General features: G+C 73.3%; 10 protein-coding genes and 1 pseudogene. 6 read left to right on the top strand and 5 right to left on the bottom strand.

The features are described 5' to 3' along the window. Positions 1-19 precede the first annotated feature (19 nt). Genes ACIRBY_RS03880 through ACIRBY_RS03870 form a run of 3 tightly spaced genes read right to left on the bottom strand, consistent with a single transcriptional unit; the run spans position 20 to position 7,748 of the window. On the bottom strand, positions 20-4,645 hold the full coding sequence (locus tag ACIRBY_RS03880) for a DUF6603 domain-containing protein (protein ID WP_403895670.1): 4,626 nt from the start codon (positions 4,643-4,645) through the stop codon (positions 20-22). A 12-nt stretch (positions 4,646-4,657) separates the two neighbouring features. Next, positions 4,658-6,256 carry a hypothetical protein gene (locus ACIRBY_RS03875; protein ID WP_403895667.1) on the bottom strand — a complete coding sequence of 533 codons (1,599 nt, stop codon included), beginning with the start codon at positions 6,254-6,256 and terminating at the stop codon, positions 4,658-4,660. Further along, a complete protein-coding gene (locus ACIRBY_RS03870) occupies positions 6,243-7,748 on the bottom strand; it encodes a hypothetical protein (protein WP_403895665.1) in 1,506 nt (501 codons plus the stop codon). The genes ACIRBY_RS03875 and ACIRBY_RS03870 overlap by 14 nt, the downstream gene beginning before the upstream one ends. Before the next feature lie 351 nt (positions 7,749-8,099). On the opposite strand from ACIRBY_RS03870, the pseudogene ACIRBY_RS03865 reads away from it, so the two are divergent. The 4 genes and pseudogenes from ACIRBY_RS03865 to ACIRBY_RS03850 all read left to right on the top strand — a co-directional run bounded on the left by ACIRBY_RS03865 (position 8,100) and on the right by ACIRBY_RS03850 (position 12,440). Next, positions 8,100-9,570: pseudogene (locus ACIRBY_RS03865) on the top strand (aminotransferase class I/II-fold pyridoxal phosphate-dependent enzyme). Positions 9,571-9,631: 61 nt separating this feature from the next. Further along, positions 9,632-10,192, top strand: a complete 561-nt coding sequence (locus ACIRBY_RS03860; RefSeq protein WP_403895662.1) for a SixA phosphatase family protein — start codon at positions 9,632-9,634, stop codon at positions 10,190-10,192. A 236-nt stretch (positions 10,193-10,428) separates the two neighbouring features. Beyond that, a complete protein-coding gene (locus tag ACIRBY_RS03855; protein ID WP_403895660.1) occupies positions 10,429-11,262 on the top strand; it encodes an SDR family NAD(P)-dependent oxidoreductase in 834 nt (277 codons plus the stop codon). Beyond that, positions 11,259-12,440, top strand: a complete 1,182-nt coding sequence (locus ACIRBY_RS03850; protein ID WP_403895657.1) for a zinc-dependent alcohol dehydrogenase — start codon at positions 11,259-11,261, stop codon at positions 12,438-12,440. Before ACIRBY_RS03855 ends, ACIRBY_RS03850 begins: the two co-directional genes overlap by 4 nt. Before the next feature lie 296 nt (positions 12,441-12,736). Here ACIRBY_RS03850 and ACIRBY_RS03845 read toward each other — a convergent pair whose 3' ends face one another. Further along, positions 12,737-14,149, bottom strand: a complete 1,413-nt coding sequence (locus tag ACIRBY_RS03845; protein WP_403895655.1) for an aminopeptidase P family protein — start codon at positions 14,147-14,149, stop codon at positions 12,737-12,739. A gap of 148 nt (positions 14,150-14,297) precedes the next feature. Here ACIRBY_RS03845 and ACIRBY_RS03840 point away from each other — a divergent pair, with 148 nt between their 5' ends. Further along, entirely contained in the window at positions 14,298-15,278 is a 981-nt protein-coding gene (locus ACIRBY_RS03840; protein ID WP_403895653.1) for a LuxR family transcriptional regulator, read from the top strand. A 716-nt stretch (positions 15,279-15,994) separates the two neighbouring features. Here the strand turns inward: ACIRBY_RS03840 and ACIRBY_RS03835 are convergent. Next, a complete protein-coding gene (locus ACIRBY_RS03835; protein WP_403895650.1) occupies positions 15,995-16,804 on the bottom strand; it encodes a VOC family protein in 810 nt (269 codons plus the stop codon). Positions 16,805-17,040: 236 nt separating this feature from the next. Here ACIRBY_RS03835 and ACIRBY_RS03830 point away from each other — a divergent pair, with 236 nt between their 5' ends. Then, a complete protein-coding gene (locus ACIRBY_RS03830; RefSeq protein WP_403895647.1) occupies positions 17,041-18,321 on the top strand; it encodes a cytochrome P450 in 1,281 nt (426 codons plus the stop codon). Positions 18,322-18,382: the final 61 nt, after the last annotated feature.

Here is an 18,382-nt window from a genome sequence, read left to right as displayed (position 1 = left end):
GCGGTCCGCCGTGTGCGGTTCACGGTGTGTGGATCTCGGTGGTGGCGGTGGTGACCGCGGTGTCCCCGGGGGCCGCCGGACCCGAGCGTTCGATCCCGCCGACGGCCAGGACCCGGCCGTCGGAGAGCTCCACCGCCGCGAAGTCGTACCGGCCCACGGCCAAGCAGCCGGTGGCCGTCCAGGCGCCGGTGGCCGGGTCGTGGAGCAGGCTGCTGCGGAACCCGGCGGTGCCCGCCGCGCCCCGGGCGCCGCCGGTGACGAGGACCTTTCCGGAGCGCAGGAGCAGGGCGCGGTGTCCGCTGCGCCCTGCGGGCATGGGCGGTACGGGACTCCAGGAGTCGGCGCCGGGCGCGTACCGCTCCGCCGTGGCGAGCGGATCCGGGCCGAACCGCCCGGCGTGCGGCAGCCCGCTCGCCCCGCCGCCCGTGACGAGGACGGAGCCGTCGTCGAGCACCGTCGCCCCGTGGCCCGTGCGGGGCGTGGCGAGCGAACCGGCCGGGGTCCAGGCGCCGGTCGCCGGGTCGTAGAGCTCGCAGTACGCCAGCGCCGCTCCGGCCGTGCCGGTGCCGGTGGCCAGGGCGCCGCCGACGGCCAGGACCCGGCCGCTCTGCGGCAGGAGGACCGCCCGGTGGCCCGAGCGGGCGTCGGTCATGAACCCGGTGGTGGACCACGCCCCCGTACGCGGGTCGAAGAGCTCGGCGCAGGCCAGCGTACGGACGCCCTCCCCGTCCCGTTCGGCCGTGCCGCCGCAGACCAGGATCCGGCCGTCGCCCAGCGGGACCGCCGCGTGGTCGCCGCGCGCGGTGTGCAGACTGCCGGCGGCGGACCATGCCCGGGCCACGGGATCGTAGATCTCGGTGGAGGCCAGCGGGACCCCCGCACCGTCCCGGCCGCCGGCCACCAGCACCCGGTTCCCGGCGAGCGGTACGACGGTGTGGCCGGTCCGGGCCGTTCGCAGCGGCGGGAGGCTCTCCCACACCAGGGCGACCGGATCGAACAGCGCGGCTGCGGCCGCGGCGACTCCGGCGGCGTCCGCACCGCCCGCGACGACGATGCTCCCGGAGGCGAGGCGGACCGCGTCGGCCCCGGTCGAGCGGACCGCGGCCGGGGTGTCACCGGCGGGGGACCACGTCCCGGGCGCGGCCAGGGGCGCAGCCTCGGCCTCCGGGACGACGTGCAGCCGGCCGGTCAGCCGGGGGTCGGCGGCGACCCACGCGTCGAGCGCGTCGTCCGCCGCCGTCCTGCTGCGGAAGCCCGAGGGGTCCGGCTGCTCCCGCGCGAGGGCGGGGGTGGGCGCGAAGGCCTGCGCGTTGTTGCGCAGATGGGCGATGACGAAGCGCTGACCCGTCACCCGCGCGGAGTCCTCGGCCGTGAACGGCTGCCGCAGCAGCGATTCGCGTCGGGAGAGGGGAGAGCGGCTCGTGCTGCTGCCGGTGAGCAGGTGGTCGAACACCGCGCTGCTGACCTCGTGGAACCGCAGACGGGTGCCGGCCGGTGCGCCTGCGCCCACGCCCGCGGCCCCGGTGCCGGTGCTGTCGAAGACGTGGGCCTCGTAGCGGGCGCTGCGCCGCACCACCCGGACCGCGTCGAGGGCTTCGCGCTCCGTGCCGAGTTCGACGCCGGCGGCCTGGTCCTCGTACCCCGAGGCGGAGAGCTTGTCCGCGTCGTTCATGTCCTGGAACTGGGCCATCGCGAACTTGTCGCCGGTGAGCGCGAGCCGGACGAGCCCGCAGGCGGGATCGGCGGTGACCTGGAAACGGGTGCCGTCACTGGGCCGCTGCGCGCCGACGCGGTCGATGCGGATGCCGAGCGGGATCGCCCGCTGCCGTACGAAGAGGGTCCCGAGCGGGTGGAGGACCAGCCGGTGGTCGTCCGGGAGCTTGCGCAGGGTCACGAGCGGGTCGCCTCCGCCCGCCGGGGGCGGCCGGGTCTCCCACCCCTCCGTCTTGCCGAACTCGGCCTCCAGCAGCGGCAGCACCTCCACCGGGGGCAGGGTGGTGACCTGCTCCTCGCCCCAGGTGATGTCGAAATCGGCGGAGATCTCGAAGAAGAGCAGGGAGATCGAACCGCGGCCGTTGGCCCGCCAGGGCGACACCCCCGAGAGGCTGAAGCGCAGGTCGATCCCGAACAGCCCGACCCCGAAGGCCTTGAGCGAGACCCCGGCGCAGATGTCGATGGCGAACGCGAACGGGGAGAACTGGAACAGGGCGTCGAAGCCGAGGTGGCCCTCGATGCCGAAGTCCTCGAAACCGAGGCGCAGCTCGGCACGGGCACCGAACTGGACGGTGTTGCTGGTGACGGCGAAGTAGCCCGACACCCGGATCAGCCGGCCCGGCTGGTTGAGGATGTCGATGGACAGCCGCTCGGGCACCGGGAAGGGCAGCGGCGGCGGCCGGTAGGAGGGGTGGAACCCGCCGACGGACAGCACGAGCTGAGGGTCGTCGCCCCAGGCGACGACCAGCCCCATGCCGCCGGAGAGCGGCATCGTGAGGATGCGGGAGTCGAAGAGGGCGGCGGTGAACCACAGCCGGGACTTGTCGAACTCGATCGCGCCGATGAACCCCACCTGGATGACGAGCAGCGGCAGTTGCTCGGTCGGCAGCACGCAGCGCAGTACGCCGATGACGGCCAGGTTGCCGGGGATCTCGATGACCACCCCGAGGGAGACGCTGATCAGCGTGGGCGTTCCCCAGCCGATCTTCGCCATCGGTCCGATCAGGAAGGTGCCCTGCTCGGGCGGGAAGAAGGCGCCCAGGTCGCTGATGATGCGCGGCGCGTTGGCCACGACGTCCCGCGGGAACATCACCGACTCGACCCGGCCGGTGACCGTCCCCTCCACCAGGGCGCGCAGGTTCGTGCCGCGGTTGAGGCCGAGGAGGCCGCCGACGGCGAGCAGCGTGAAGCCGTACCCGAGCTGGATGCCCCCGCCGCCGAACTCGGTGGTGATCAGGATGAGCAGGGAGAAGCCGCCCGGCCGGTCGGGCATCCGGGTACCGATGACCCCGATCGCCTTCAGGGCGACGAGACCGGCGAAGTCCAGCTCCAGGGCCCCCGCGTACTCGCCGCGCTCCGGATCGGCGTAGAGGAAGCCGCCGCCGGTGACCACACCGGCGTCGACCACCAGGCCGATGCCGTTGGGCGCCTTGAAGCCGAAGTCGAGCTGGACGGGGCCGACGTTGCCGCCGTCGGGCGGGAACGACAGCTCGGCCGTGAGCCCCATGCGCCGGACGCTCGCGGTGACCGGGCCGAGTGCCACGGAGAAGTCCGCGGACAGTTCGACCGGGACCGTGCCGCCGCCGAAGCGGGCGGCGAGGTGGATGTTCTGGATCTCCAGCGGCCCGGCCTTGACGTGGACCGGGAGGGCGACGTCCAGGCCGCCGCTTCCCCGGAACCGCAGCCCGGTCTCCGGGGCGAAGGCGAAGGCGAGCTCGAACCCCGCCTCCAGGTGCGAGCCGCCGAGCACGGTGGTGAGGAACCCGTCCCCGGAGGAGGCGTCGATGACCAGCTTGCCGCCGGTGACGGCCCCCTCGGCGAGCGGCGCACCGGCGGCGTGCCCGGTCCCCGGGTCCACGGCCGGCCTGAACCCGGCACCGAGCGACCAGCCGCCGATCTCGAGCCGGCTGCCGCCCGCCTGCCCGATCAGGACGACGGGCTGTTCGGGCTGTGAGGTGACCTCGACCGCCAGGAAGGCCTGGACGGGACGTGCGGGTCCGGGCGGGGCGATGCCGAGGGTGAAAGGGGGCCTGATCTCGCCGACGGCGCCGGTGGGCAGGACGATCGCGGCTTCGGCGGTGCCGGTCATCGACGGGGGAAGCCCTTCGAGGGGGCCGGTACCCCCGGACTCGTTGCGCAGCACGAGTTCCAGGCCCAGTCCGGCGCCGTCGGCGGTCGGCCGGACGTCCACGGTGACCGCCTCCAGCAGCGGCGGTGTCGTCGCCGTGGCGGCCACGAACACTGCGGGGATGCCCAGCCTGAGGAGCACGAGTTCCAGTACGGCGAGCAGTTTGGCCGCGTCGAAGGAGGGTGTTCCCCAGCCGTACAGCTCCCGGAACTGCCCGGCCGGGTCGGTGACCGCGGGCAGGATCCGGTCCAGGTGCACCGCCACCCTGTCGTGCGGCGGGCGGGTGGGATCGGTGGGATCGCCCGGTTGACGGGTCCGCTCCACCACGCCGAACAGGTGGTAGAGGGCGGACATCACGGGGGAGGTGTCCATGGCCCGGGCCAGGGACAACCCGACGATCCTGCCCTCCAGTCCGGCGGTGAGCTCGTCGATCTGGGCCTGGCTGATTCCGGGCAGCGTGGGACCGGCGCTCCGCACGGCTTCCTTCAGGCCCACCAGCGAGGCGTTGACCCGTCCGCACTGGGCGGCCAGCTCGGAGGCGGCGGCCGCCATGTCGGTCACGGCCCCGCCCCTGACCGCCGCCACGAGCCGGGCCCTCGGTGCCGCGAGGGCGTACGTGGCGTTCTCGACCACCCGCCGGGCGGGGGTGATGTGCGGGTCGGTCAGGAACTCGGCCGGGAAGGACACGCCCAGGGACTCGAAGGTGGTGAGCACCAGCTCGTCGCGGACCAGGGAGCCGGTCGACGCGACCAGGTCGGCCACGGCGAGTGCGAGACTCTCCAGGGTGCCGGCGGGTTCCGCCATGTCAGGACCTCCTCAGGCTCGCCGGACGGCGTCGAGCAGCTGCGGGTAGGTGAGGCCGGCGAGCGCCGGCAGGGCCGTGTGGGCACGGTCCAGGGCGGCCCGGAGCGCGGGCCCGGCGTGCTCGCGCAGCCCCCGGTGCAGCAGGTCGATCCGCTCGTCGAGCGGCAGGCCGGCAAGCTCCCGGGGCAGGGCGAGCCCCGGCTCGTCCGGGACCCTGGCGAGCCATTGCATGAGGACGGGGCCCTGGCCGCGGTGCCACAGAACGGTGGCCCGCCGTTGGTGGTGGACGAGGTCGGTCAGCTCGCCGCGGTGCTCGTCCCACAGGGCCATCAGCAGCCGGCCGGCCGGCAGTTCCTCCAGGTCCGCGCGGAGCCGGGCGGTGAGCGGCGAGTCGGCGCCCGCGGTCCGCGGCCGGCCCGCCGGGGTGGGCGGCTCCGGAACCGTGTTGACGATGGCCGAGTTGTGGATGGTGGCGACTTCGAGGTCGTACCCGTCGTCCTTGAAGCGCTTGAGGAGTTTGTGGATGGGCCAGGCGTAGGTGATGTTGTGCACGCCCGGACCGGCCTTCGCGGTGGCGGCCGCGCCCGCCTGGAAGACGACTCCGATCACCTCCATGACCGGCCGGTTGTCGGACTCGACCGCGCCCGTGTCCGATACCACGAGGGCGCCCGAATCGGACTTCCAGGCGAAGAAGGCGTGGGGATACTGCTCCGGGGTCACCCGGGCCGGATCCACCCTGATGGTGAGGACCTCCTCGTTGCTGCCCTCCGGATCGTCGAACACTCCGGTGACGAGTCCGCCGGTCTTGCGGGTGCGGGCGCCGAACTTGCGTACGGGATAGTCCCCGGTGGCCGCTTCGGCCACGCTCAGGGCGCGCACGCCCGTGATCTCGCCCAGACCGGCGATGGAGGGGGACCAGGTCCGGCCGGGATCGATGAGGATCAGGGCCTCGTCCCGCAGCTGGAGTTGCCGGTGGTCCTTCACGGTCACCTTGAACGCTCCGGTCTCCCACTTCCCGAAGTCGTCGGGGCAGGACCCCAGGTCCCCCTTGGTGCCGATCGGTTGTCCGCATTTGGTCACCCCCTTCTCCGGCACTGCCGAACCCTGGACCAGCGCCACGTGCTGGCAGGTCAGCGCGTAGTGCTTCCACGGATTGACCTTGTCCTTCACCACGCAGGCCAGCGTTCCGTCCGGGACGCTTTCGGATTCCGATCGTCCGGCGGGGCGGAACATGCCGATCCCGTAGCCGCCCATCAGGTGGTGGCCGGTGTTCATGAAGAACGGCATCGCGTCGGGATCGATGGCCGCGCCGGGGAGTTCCGGGCCCGCGGCGCTCGCGGCCCGGGTGGGCAGTTCCCGGCCCAGCGGGACCGTCGTGCCGATCGCGACGACGTCGGTGACCGCGCCGTCGATGCGTGCCGGGATCAGCTCGTGCGGTGCGAGTTCGGACTCCGGCCGTTTGCGGTCGACGAGCAGTTTGATCGCGGGCTGGGAGGTGAGCTCGTCGCCGACCTCCTTGCATCCGATGCCGACCATGACCACGCCGGGGATCGCGAGGAGACCGGCCTTCTCCCGGTCTTTGATCGCGACGAGTTCGTCAATCGTGGGCACGGGAGGCCTCCTCGGGTGTGCGGAGCGCGTCGAGCAGCTGCCGGAAGGTCAGCCCGACGAGGTCGTCCGGCAGGGCGCTGCGCGAACGGGCCAGTGCCGAGCGCAGTTCCGCGCCGGCCCCCTCCGCGAGCCGGGCGTGGAGCCGGTCGAGGAACTCGGGGAACGGGACGCCGCCGATGGCGGCCGGGACGGTGAGCTCCGGGTCGGCCACCATGCCGATCACCGTGTTCAGGAGCTCCGGCCCGGCGCGGCCGTCCCCCCGGGCCAGGTCTGCCAGTTCCCGGCCGTGGTCCCGCCACAGCCGGATCAGACGCCGGCCGGCGATGGTGGCGGAGAGGTCGGAGCCGAGTCCGGACAGGGCGGCGGCCGGAACCGCCGCCGGAGCCCCGCCGAGGGGCTTCCCCACGACCTTGACCACGCCCTCCTGCTGGGCGGTGGCCAGCCGCACGGGCAGCTGCTTCTTGTTGACGAAGTAGTCCAGCACCACGTCGATCGGCGTCACCTTGGTCCAGCCGAACTTGGCAGGGTCCTCCAGCGGCGGCCCGAACCCGGCGATGAGCATGCCGACGGCACGGCGCTGGTCGTCGACCACCAGCGCGCCTGAATCCCCGTGGTCCGCGAAGCAGTTGCGCACGTGCGCCGGCTGTCCGCGATTCGGGTTCGGCTTGACGACGATCAGGTTGTGGTAATAGGTGCCGTCGATGTTGTGGGAGGCGTTGACGGCCTGCACCGTCCCGCCCGTGCGTCCGGTGGCGATGCCGCGCTTGCGGACCTCGAAGCAGTGGGTGTCCGCGTCCTCCTGCTTGATGGTGTACGTCCCGGTGACCGAGCCGATGCCCAGGATGTCCGCGGACCATTTGGTGCCGCTGTCGAGCTGGGCCACGGCCGCGTCGACCACCCCGTCCCGGTCGCCGACGCGGAACCTCCCGACGGTCCGGTTGTCGAAGAGCCGGTCCAACGGCCAGGTCTGGTACAGGGGGTGGTAGATCCTGGTGTCCTGGTCGGCCTTGGTCGGGTGGTCGAGGGGCGGGCCCTCGCCCAGTACGTGCTGGGCGCTGAGCAGGTAGACCTTGCCCGGGTCGCTCGTGTGCTCCAGGAAGCCTCCGATCGTGCCGGGCCTGCTGGTGTCCACTCCCGAACACACCAGGGCGCCGCCGACGAGCCACCGGTACTTGTGGCCGTCGATCCGGTCGGGTGATCCCGGGGGACTGCCCGTCGGCCCCTGTGGCTCGCAGGCGGGCGGGGCCGGGTCGGGCGCCGCCATGTCGACGACGTCGGTACCCACGCCCTCGAATTCGGGCGGCACCAGTTCTCCGGAGGGGACCTCGTCCCGCGCCAGCTTGCGGTTGACGAAGACCCTGATGCTCCGCTCCCCGGTGGCCCGGCCGCCGCGCTCGCGGCCGCCGATGCCGACGATGACGACCCCGGGAATGGCGAACAGCTGCCCGAGGGCCCGGTCCTTGACCGCGACGTACTCGGCATCGGAGAGCATGCGGCACACCCCCTTCCGGGTCTTCGTTCAGGAGCCAGCCAAGGTGAAGGCTCGAACGAAATTCTGGGATGCGGCCTGCTCGACTCTCAAGAAATAGCCGGACAGTCCATACCAAGGGGTGAATTCAACTTGTTTGGCGCATAGTTGGGAACAACAGGAGAATCCATTCACCAGCTGTGGCCGAGGCGGAGTGCGGAGGCCCGGGTCAGGCGGGACATCCTGGGCGCCGCTGACCCGTTCCTGCGACGGCCCGCCCACCGCCGGGTCCGGCGCGGACCGCACCCGGACCATCCGCACCGGGCCCCACGGGCCGCGCGTTTTCGCACCCGTGCGGTGGGCAGGCGCGCAGGCATGGATCAGTCGCGGACACCCGTACTGGACGCGTTGGCCGCTTACCACGCATCCGGCCAGACGCCGTTCACCCCGCCGGGACACAAACAGGGAAGGGGAGCGGATCCCCGCGTGCGCGCCGTGCTCGGTGACACCGTGTTCCGTTCGGACGTCCTGGCCACCAGCGGCCTGGACGACCGCACTTCCTCCCGGGGGATCGTCGAGGAGGCGCAGGCGCTCATGGCCGAGGCCGTCGGCGCCGACCACGCCTTCTTCTCCACCTGCGGCAGCTCGCTGTCGGTGAAGTCCGCGATGCTCTCCGTCGCCGGACCGCACGAGGAGCTGGTCGTCGGACGGGACGCGCACAAGGCGGTGGTCTCAGGGCTGGTCCTGTCCGGCATCCGCCCCGTGTGGGTCGACCCGCAATGGGACGCCCGACGCCACCTCGCCCACCCCCCGCCCCCCCGGGGCGTTCGAAGAGGCACTGGCCGCGCACCCCGACGCCCGCGGCGCGCTCGTCACCACCCCCACCCCCTACGGCACCTGCTCGGACCTGGCGGCCATCGCCGAGGTCTGCCATCGCCGCGGCGTCCCCCTCATCGTCGACGAGGCGTGGGGCGCCCACCTGCCCTTCCACCCCGACCTGCCGACCTGGGCCATGGACGCCGACGCGGACGTCTGTGTCACCTCGGTGCACAAGATGGGATCCGCACTCGAACAGAGCTCGGTCTTCCACCTCCAGGGCGATCTGGTCGCCCCCGAGGTACTCAAAGGCCGGGAAGACCTCCTCGGCACCACCAGCCCCTCCGTCCTCGTGTACGCGGCCCTCGACGGCTGGCGCCGTCAGATGGTCGAGCACGGCAAGACCCTCTACGACGACGCGCTCGCCCTCGCCGGCCGGGCCCGCGACCGGATCTCCCGGATCGGCGGCATGCACGTCCACGACCGCACCGACTTCTGCGGCCCCGGCAAGGCATCCGACCTGGACCCCCTCCAGATCATCATCGACATCAGCGCCTTGCAGGTCACCGGATACCGTGCCGCCGACTGGCTGCGTGCGAACCACCGCGTCAACCTCCACGTCTGCGACCACCGCCGCATCAGCGCCCAGCTCACCCACGCCGACGACGACCACACCGCCGGCGTCCTGCTCACGGCCCTGACCGACTTCGCGGCCCACGCGCCCGAACTGCGCACCGGACAGCCCGTGCACCTCCCCTCGCCCCTCGAACTCCGACTGGAACAGGTGGCGCTGCCCCGCGACGCGTTCTTCGGCCGCACCGAACAAGTCCCATGGGAACGAGCCGACGGGCGCATCGCCGCCGAAATGCTCACTCCCTACCCGCCCGGCATCCCCGCCGCGCTGCCCGGTGAACGGCTGACCGCCGACGTCCTGCGCTACCTGCGCACCGGCGTCGAGGCCGGCATGGTCGTGCCCGATGCCGTCGACACGGACGTGAACAGCGTCAGGGTCCTGCGCGAGCGGCCCTGAACCCGCCCTGCCCGGCCTCAGCAGCCGGGCGAGGGCCCTACGCACTCGGAAGGAGACGGCCATGTCCGCGGATTCCGGACCCCGGCCGACGTCCTCGGCCCCCGATGGGGCGGCCGTGTGCCGGTTGCTGTTGGTGAGGCATGCCAAAGCGGTGCCGAAGCACCAGCCGTACGAGGACATCGATCGTCCTTTGAGCAAGCGCGGAAAGGCCCAGGCACCTCTGACGGGCCGCTGGCTCGCGGACGCCGGCTTCGAGCCCGAGCTGGTGCTGTGCTCGCCGGCCCGCAGGACGCGGCAGACGTGGCAGCTCGCGGTGCCCGCCCTGAGGGACCCGCCACCGGCCCTGTACGACGAGCGGCTCTACAACGCGGCGCCGAGCGTACTCGTCAGCGCATTGACCGAGCGGGCACCGGCCATCGGCTCCCTGGTACTGGTCGGCCACAATCCGGGCATCCACGAACTGGCCGTCGGCCTCTGCCGGAGCGGTCCGCCGGAGCTGTTGGAGCTGCTGGAGGAGGGATTCCCTACCTCGGGCGTCGTGGTGGTGGACGTGCCCGGCGGCTGCCGGCGGCTGTCTCCCGGCAGCGGCACCCTGACGGCCCTCTGGTCACCGGGCGACTGACCCGGCCGTGCGGCTCGTGCGGGACCGCGGGTGGGCCGTTCGTCGCCGGCTGCTCCGGCTCGCCATGAGCCGTTCGAGCGGCAGGTCGTGATCAGCCGGTCCGTTCCCAGGACCCGTGCGGGCCGGGAGCCGTGTCCACCCGCACCTGGCACGCGCCGCCGCGCGGCGCACCGGCCCGCCGACGTTCCGGGCGGCTCCTCTGTGTATCCGTGGCCGAATCGGGCACACGGCAGGGCATGGACACAATGAACCCCTTTACGGTGGTAACCGGCGCTTCGAGCGGAATCGGATACGAGCTGGCGCTCCAGCTGGCCGACCGGGGCTACGACCTCGTCATCAACGCCGAGGACGACGCCCGGCTCCAGACGGCGGCGCAGCGGATCCGGCAGGCGGGCACGCTGGTGGAGGTCGTGCGCGCAGACCTGCGCAGGTACGAGGAAGCCGAACGGTTGTGGCAGGCCGTCACCGCACGAGGGCGCCCGGTCACGGTCGTCGCCCTCAACGCCGGCGTCGGCCAGGGAGGGGCGTTCGTCGAGACCGACCTGGCCGACGAGCTCGAAATCGTCGACCTGAACGTGCGCTCGACCGTCCACCTCGCCAAGCGGGCCCTCGGACACATGGTCGAGCGCGACGAGGGGAGCGTACTGATCACCTCCTCGATCGCCTCGACGATGCCGGGCTCCTTCCAGGCCGTCTACAACGCGTCGAAGTCCTTCCTGCAGTCGTTCTCGCAGGCCGTGCAGAACGAACTCAAGGACTCGGGTGTCACCGTCACGGCGCTGATGCCCGGGCCGACGGAGACGGACTTCTTCCGGCGCGCGGACATGGGCGACACCAAGGTCGGCCGGCAGGACAAGGACGACCCCGCCGACGTGGCCCGCCAGGGTCTGGACGCCATGGAGTCCGGGGACGACAAGGTCGTCGCGGGCTCCCTGAAGACCAAGGCGCAGGAACTCCTCAACAAGGTGCTGCCCGACGCGCTCAAGGCCGAAGGCCACCGCAGGATGGCCGAACCCGGCAGCGACACCTCCCGCGCCCCTGGCACGGCCGGCGGGGAGGAACGGCGATGAAGGCCCTGACCTGGCACGGAAAGGCCGACGTACGCGTGGACACCGTCGCCGACCCGGTGGTGCAGGACCCGACCGACGTGATCGTCAAGGTCACCACCACCGGCCTGTGCGGTTCCGACCTGCACCTCTACCAGGTGTTCGGACCGTTCCTCGAACCGGGCGACATCCTGGGCCACGAACCGATGGGCATCGTCGAGGAGACGGGCCCCGACGTCAGCGCCGTCCGCCCCGGCGACCGGGTGGTCGTGCCCTTCAACGTCTCCTGCGGCACCTGCTTCATGTGCGCCCGCGGTCTCCACTCGCAGTGCGAGACCACGCAGGTCCGTGAACACGGCAAAGGCGCCTCCCTCTTCGGCTACACCAAGCTCTACGGGCAGGTGCCCGGGGGCCAGGCCGAGTACCTGCGGGTGCCCTTCGGCAACACCCTGCCCGTCAAAGTCCCCGACGGCCCCCCGGACGACCGCTTCGTCTACCTCTCCGACGTGCTGCCGACCGCCTGGCAGGCCGTCCAGTACGCCGACGTCCCCGCGGGCGGCAGCCTCGCCGTCCTGGGCCTCGGCCCCATCGGCGACATGTGCACCCGGGTGGCCGCCCACCTCGGCGTGGACACGGTGATCGGCCTCGATCTCGTGGCCGAACGCCTGGACCGGGCACGCGGGCACGGCGTCCAGGTCTTGGACCTCGGCCAGGACGACGACGTCGTGTCCGCCGTCCGGGACCTCACCGACGGCCGCGGCCCGGACGCCGTGATCGACGCGGTGGGCCTGGAGGCGCACGGCGCGACCGTGGCGGCGGGCGCCCAGGCCCTGACCGGACTCCTGCCCGACCCCTTGGCCGCCCGACTGATGAAGCGCGCCGGAGTCGACCGCCTCTCCGCCCTGTACCTGGCCATCGAACTGGTCCGCCGCGGCGGGACCATCTCCCTGTCCGGGGTCTACGGAGGCATGGCCGACCCCATCCCGATGCTCACCCTGTTCGACAAGCAGGTCCAACTGCGCATGGGGCAGGCCAACGTGTGGCGCTGGATCGAGGACCTCCTGCCCCTCGTCCGCGACGGCGACCCCCTGGGCGTCGAGGACTTCGCCACCCACCGCCTCCCCCTCGGGCAGGCACCCGAGGCATACGAGATGTTCCAGAAGAAGCGGGACGGCGCCGTCAAGGTCTTGTTCACCCCCTGACCCACCCGGCCGCGGGCCGGCCCGCGGCCGGCCTCCGACACCGGTGGTCGTGTGCGTGGGGAGCGCCGACGGGTTAGGACTCGGGCGAGCCGCGTGGGCGGAGGTGGACGGAGAGGATGGCCGTGGCGGTCACGGCCAGGAGTTCGGGCAGGGCCTGGGCATCGACGGTGGTCCCGCTGGAGGGTCTTCCCCCTGCGGCGGCGCAGCGCAGCGCACCGTCACCCGTCCCGGGTACCGCCGCACGATTCAGCCACGGACCGGCGTCCTGGAGCAGCGGCCGCGGCCGCCCCGGCCGGTCAGCCCGCCACGCGGGCCATCCACGCCTCGACCTCGTCCGCCGAACGCGGCAGGCCCGCCGACAGGTTCTCGTGGCCGTCGGCGGTCACCAGCAGGTCGTCCTCGATCCGGACACCGATGCCGCGCCACTCCTCGGGGACCGTGAGGTCGTCCGGCTGGAAGTACAGGCCCGGCTCCACCGTGAGCACCATGCCCGGCTCCAGCGCCCCCTCGACGTACTCCCCGGTGCGGGCCTGGGCGCAGTCGTGGACGTCCAGGCCGAGCATGTGGCCGGTGCCGGCCATGGTGAAGCGGCGCTGCAGGCCGAGCTCGTACGCGCGGTCCGCCGGGCCCTCGATGAAGCCCCACTCGACGAGCTTCTCCGCCAGGTACCGCTGCGCCGCCACGTGGAAGTCGCGGTAGGCGGCCCCCGGCTTCACTGCGGCGATGCCCGCCTCCTGGGCCTCGTACACGGCGTCGTACACCGTGCGCTGCACGGGCGTGAACGTGCCGCTGACGGGCAGGGTCCGGGTCACGTCGGCGGTGTAGAGGGTGCGGGTCTCCACGCCGGCGTCCAGCAGGAGGAGGTCGCCCGGTCGTACCGGGCCGTCGTTGTCGGTCCAGTGCATGATCGTGGCGTGGTCGCCCGAGGCGCAGATCGAGCCGTATCCGACGGAGTTGCCCTCCAGCCGTGCCCGGCGGAAGAAGGTCCCCTCGATCCACCGCTCGGAGGAGGCGATCGCCCGCGAGAGCTCGCCGACGCAGTCGGTGAAACCGCGCACGGTGGAGTCGACCGCCTTGCGCATCTCGCCGATCTCCCAGACGTCCTTGACGAGCCGGAGCCCGCTCAGGGCCTCCTCCAGCTCGGCGTCGCGTCCGGCGTCGGTGGTGACGGAGGCCTCCAGCGCCGGGTCGACGCCGCGGACGATGCGCGTGGGCACGTCGGTCGCGGCGGCCAGGTCGGCCACCACCGTACGGACGTCGCGGCAGGCCAGCCCGAGCACGCGCTCCGACTCGGCGAGGGAGCGGCGACGGCCCATCCACAGCTCGGCGGTGTAGCCCACCCAGAACTCGTCCGTGTCCCGGCTGTCGCGCGGCAGCAGATAGCAGTACGCGTCGTGGCCGCCGTCCGGGCGGGGTTCGAGGACGAGCGCGCCGTCGCGGGCCTGGTCCCCGGTCATGTGGACGTAGCCGGAGTAGGGGCGGAACGGGTAGGTGTCGTCGTTCGAGCGGGCCTTGAGGTTGCCGGACGGGACCACCAGCCGTTCGCCGGGGAAGCGGGCGGAGAGGGCGGCGCGGCGGAGGGCCGCGTACGGGGCCTGCTCGTCGACCGCGAGGTCGTGCCGTTCGGTGTCCGCCCAGCCCGTCTTCATCAGGGCGGACAGCTCCTCGGAGATCTCCGAGTAGAGGCCGTTCTTGCGAGCGTTCGCCACCTCGTGCACCTTCTTCCGGACGGTGTCGGCTGCCGGGAGGCCCCGACGATGCCCGGACGGTACTGCGGCGGCGCGCCCTGCGGAGGCCCTGTCGTGCCAGTGGCACCGATCGGCCATCCCCGCCCCCTGGTCGTCGATAATGCGGTGCATGGCGAACGCGAAACTGGACGAGGCCCTGCGGATGCTGGGGATCGGCCCCGCAGCGGGTCGCGTGTACCTGTCCCTGCTGGAACGGGCCCCCGCACCGCTCGCCGAGTTGCGACGGGCGGCCGGGCTGGAGGGCGCCGAGTTCGCCGCGGCGTACGGAGAGCTGGTCGACGCCGGGCTGGCGGGCGCCGCCGAGGAGTCGGACGTGGTGGCGCCGGTCCCTCCCGCCGCCGGCCTGGAGGTCCTCGCCCGGCGCCGCGCGGCCGAGCTGGAGGCGTCCCGCGTCGCCGTGGGCGGCGCGTTCGAATCGTTTCGCCGCCGGCGGCTCACGGCCCGTGACGACAACCTCGTCGAGGTCGTCACCGGTGACGCCGTCGGCCCGAGGCTCCGCCAGGCCTGGGCCAGCGCCCGCGAGCAGATCCGCCAGCTCGAATCGCCGCCCTACTTCCCGCAGACCGAGGCCCTCGACGACGCACTGGCGACCCTCGCCCGCGGAGTGACGCAGCGGGTCGTCTACTCGAAGGCGTCACTGGAGACGCCCGGGCGGCTGGAGGGCGCCATCGAGCCGTGCATCGAGGCGGGGGAGCAGGCCAGGGTGGCGCCGACGGTGCCGGTCAAGCTGCTGATCATCGACGAGGCGTACGCGCTGGTGTCCCTGTCGATCAGGGAGGCCGACGTGCACAACACGGCGCTGGTGGTGCAGCCGTGCGGCCTCCTCTCGGCCCTGGTCGCCCTGTTCGAGCAGACCTGGCAGCAGGCCCTGCCCTTCCACGGCCGCGCCACCCGCCCGGCCGGCCTGCCGCCGGCCGACCGCCGACTGCTCCGCCTGCTCGCCGGCGGCGCGGGCGACGAGGCCATCGCCCGTGAACTGGGCATCAGCCGCCGCACCTTCTTCCGCCGCCTCCAGATCCTGATGGCCCGCCTGGGCGCCGAGAACCGCTTCCAGCTGGCGCTCCAGGCCCAGCGCAACGGCTGGCTGTGAGCGGTGGAGCCGAGTCCGGTGGCATGACCGCCGGCACCCGGGGTACGCGCCCGAGAGCCTGCGGCCCGACAGGGCGCCCCTGCCGGTCATCCGGGCGCTGGCGGACGTCACGGAGCAGCTCCCGCACGCGCGGCTGCGCGTCGACACCCACACCGACACGCACGACCCCGGCGCCCGCGCGTACGCGCCCGAGGTCGTGGCCGGGCTGGCCGCCGCAGGCCGCGTGGACCTCCGGGTCCACGACGACCTCGACGACGACGCACTGTGGGCGTACCTGGGTTCTCTGGACCTCTCGGTGCTCCCGTACACCTCCAGCACCCCCTTCAGGCTGGCTGGAGGCCTGCTACGACCTCGGCACCGCCGTGGCCGTCCCGGACTGCGGCTTCTACGCCGGCCGGCGCCCCTGTCACCTCTCCGCCACGGTCCCGAGGGCCTGGACGCACGCTCCCCGGACGCAGCCGTACGCCAGGCGCACGCCCACCGCCCGGCGCCACGCGCCGACCCGCAGGCCCGGAAAGGCGAACGCGCGGCCCTGGCGGCAGCCCACCGCGTGCTCCACGAACGCTGCCTGGCGTGCTCCGCCTCCTGCGCATTTGCGCGCGGCCGTTCGCAGCGCCCCGGCGGAGGCAAGGACGACGCCTGCACCGGCGTGGACGTGCGGGAGGACCCCAAAGGCTCCGCAGGGGATGACTCCTGAGGGCCGGTTCCAGGAGACGTCATGACGGGACGGGCCAGGGCGCGGCGGGGGAGTGGTCGAGGGTGAAGAGGGCTCCGTCCGGATCCCGGACCGTCACCTGCCCCGGTCCGGCGGGCCAGGGGCCGTCGGCGACGACGCGGCCGCCGTGTGCGACTGCGGCGGCTGCGGCGGCGCCCAGGTCGCGGACACGGAAGTGGACCAGCCAGCGCGGGCGCAGGTGGGGCTTGGCGGCCGCCTCCTCCACGGGCCCGCTGTTCAGGCGCGCCACCGCTTCGTCCGCGTAACGCAGGACGACCTGGTCCTGCTCGTAGGAGATGTCGCAGCAGCCGCGGCCGCTGGCGGTGCTCCACTGCAGGGCCTCGCCGTAGAAGAGGGCGGCGGCGAAGGCGTCCCGACTGTGGAGCTCCAGCCAGGCCGGCGCCGTGCCGGGGCCGACGCGCCACTCGGACAGGACCCGCCCTTCCCAGATCCCGAAGGCCGCCCCCTCGTGGTCCGTCGCCAGGGCCGCCCGCCCCCGCGGCGGGTAGGCGACCGGGCCGACGCCGACCGTGCCGCCCCGCTCCCGGATCCGGGCCACCGCCCCGTCCGCGTCGTCCACGGCGAAGTACGGGGTCCACGCCACGGGCACGGCCAGCTCCCCGGCCACCTCGGCGAGGCCCGCCACGGCCACCCCGTCGGCCTGTGCGACCGAGAAGGCCCGCCCGAAGGACCCGCGCCGGAAGGCCCACCCGAACACCGCCCGGTAGAACGCCTCCGAGGCGGCCAGATCCCGCGCCGCCAGACTGATCCAGCACGGCGCGCCCGCGCACTCCGCCGGCACCAGGACCATGGCCTCTCCTCTCGTCCCCACCGCGGGGGCACTCGCCGCGCGAACCCGCCCGCCGGCGCGAACGCCTCACCCGCGCCGCGGCCCGTCGGTACCGGCACCTGCCCGCCCTCCCCGCGCCCATGCGGGCGGACGGTGCACGGATGGTGCGACGGCATCTGGCACCGAGGGCCGCCCGCCGGCACGAAGCCCGCCGTTCGGCGGCGCGTGCGTCCCGGGCGACCGGGTAGGCGACCGCCATGCATCCGCTCACCGACGACACGCTCGCCCTCCTGACCCGCGGCTACGCCTGGGCGCCCGAACTGCGCCGACGGCACGGCGGCGGCCCGGCCGTCCCGACCCGGCTGATGGGCCGGCCCGCCCTCCTGCTGCACGGCCCGGCCGCCGTCGACTTCTTCTACGACGAACGCCACGTCCTGCGGCACGGCGCCCTGCCCGGACCGGTCCTGGACACCCTCTTCGGCCGAGGAGCCGTCCACACGCTGGACGGCGAGCCGCACCGGGTCCGCAAGCAGCTCTTCACCAGCCGGCTCATGACGCCCGACGGCGTGGAAGCCCTCGGCCGACTGGCCCGCGAGCACTGCCTCCGTGCGCTCGACCTCGGCCCGCGGGATCACGGAGCCGTCCTCTTCGAGGAGATGGCGGTGGGGCTCGCCGCCGCGGCCTGCGCATGGAGCGGGCTCCCCTCCGCCGACGGCGCCGCCGTGCGCCGCCTGGCCGAGGACTGCGTGGCCATGGTCGACGGGTTCGCCACCCCCGGCCCCCGCCACTGGAAGGCCCGCCGCGCCCGAAGCCGCCAGGAAGCCGCGCTGGCCCGGATCATCGCTGACGTACGCGGGAACACGGCGCTCTCGTCGCCCGGCCACCATCCCACCGTCCTGGAAGCGGTGGCCCGGCACCGGGACGCGGACGGCACCCTGCTCGACCCCCGTACCGCCGCCGTGGAACTGCTCAACATCCTCCGTCCCACCGTGGCGATCACGTGGTTCACCGCCTTCGCGGCCCACGCACTGCACCGCTTCCCCGCCGTCCGGGAGGAACTGCGGGCGGACGACGACGGAACCCATGCCAGGGCTTTCGCCCATGAAGTGCGGCGCTGCTACCCGTTCGTGCCGTTCGTCGGCGGTCTCGCGGCCCGCGATCTGACGTTCGAAGCGCAAGAGGTGCCCGAGGGGACGCTGGTGCTCCTCGACGTACCCGGCCACCACCGCGACCCCGACCTCTGGCCGGAGCCGCACCGCTTCGACCCGCGCAGGTTCCTCGGCAGGGAACCGGGCGCCGGCGAGCTCATCGCCCAGGGCGGCGGGAATGCCCGGACGGGCCACCGCTGCCCCGGCGAGGACATCACCGTCCACCTCCTGGCCACCCTGACCGCGACCCTGGCGGAACTCGGGCTCGACCTGCCGGAACAGGACGTGCGGATCCCCGTGCGCCGCATCCCCACCCGGCCCCGGAGCGGCATGGTCGTCCAGTTCCCGTCCGGGGCCCCAGCGGCGGACCGCAGCCCCCTCCCGCAGTGACGCCCGGGCCCGTGCGCTGGACGTGGGACCCGGACGGGAGGCGGCGCTGCACGGAATGCCT

Source organism: Streptomyces sp. NPDC096136 (assembly GCF_044763325.1).
GTDB lineage: Bacteria > Actinomycetota > Actinomycetes > Streptomycetales > Streptomycetaceae > Streptomyces.
Note: the sequence above shows the minus strand (reverse complement) of the source record. Positions and strands in the feature narration are given on the sequence as shown.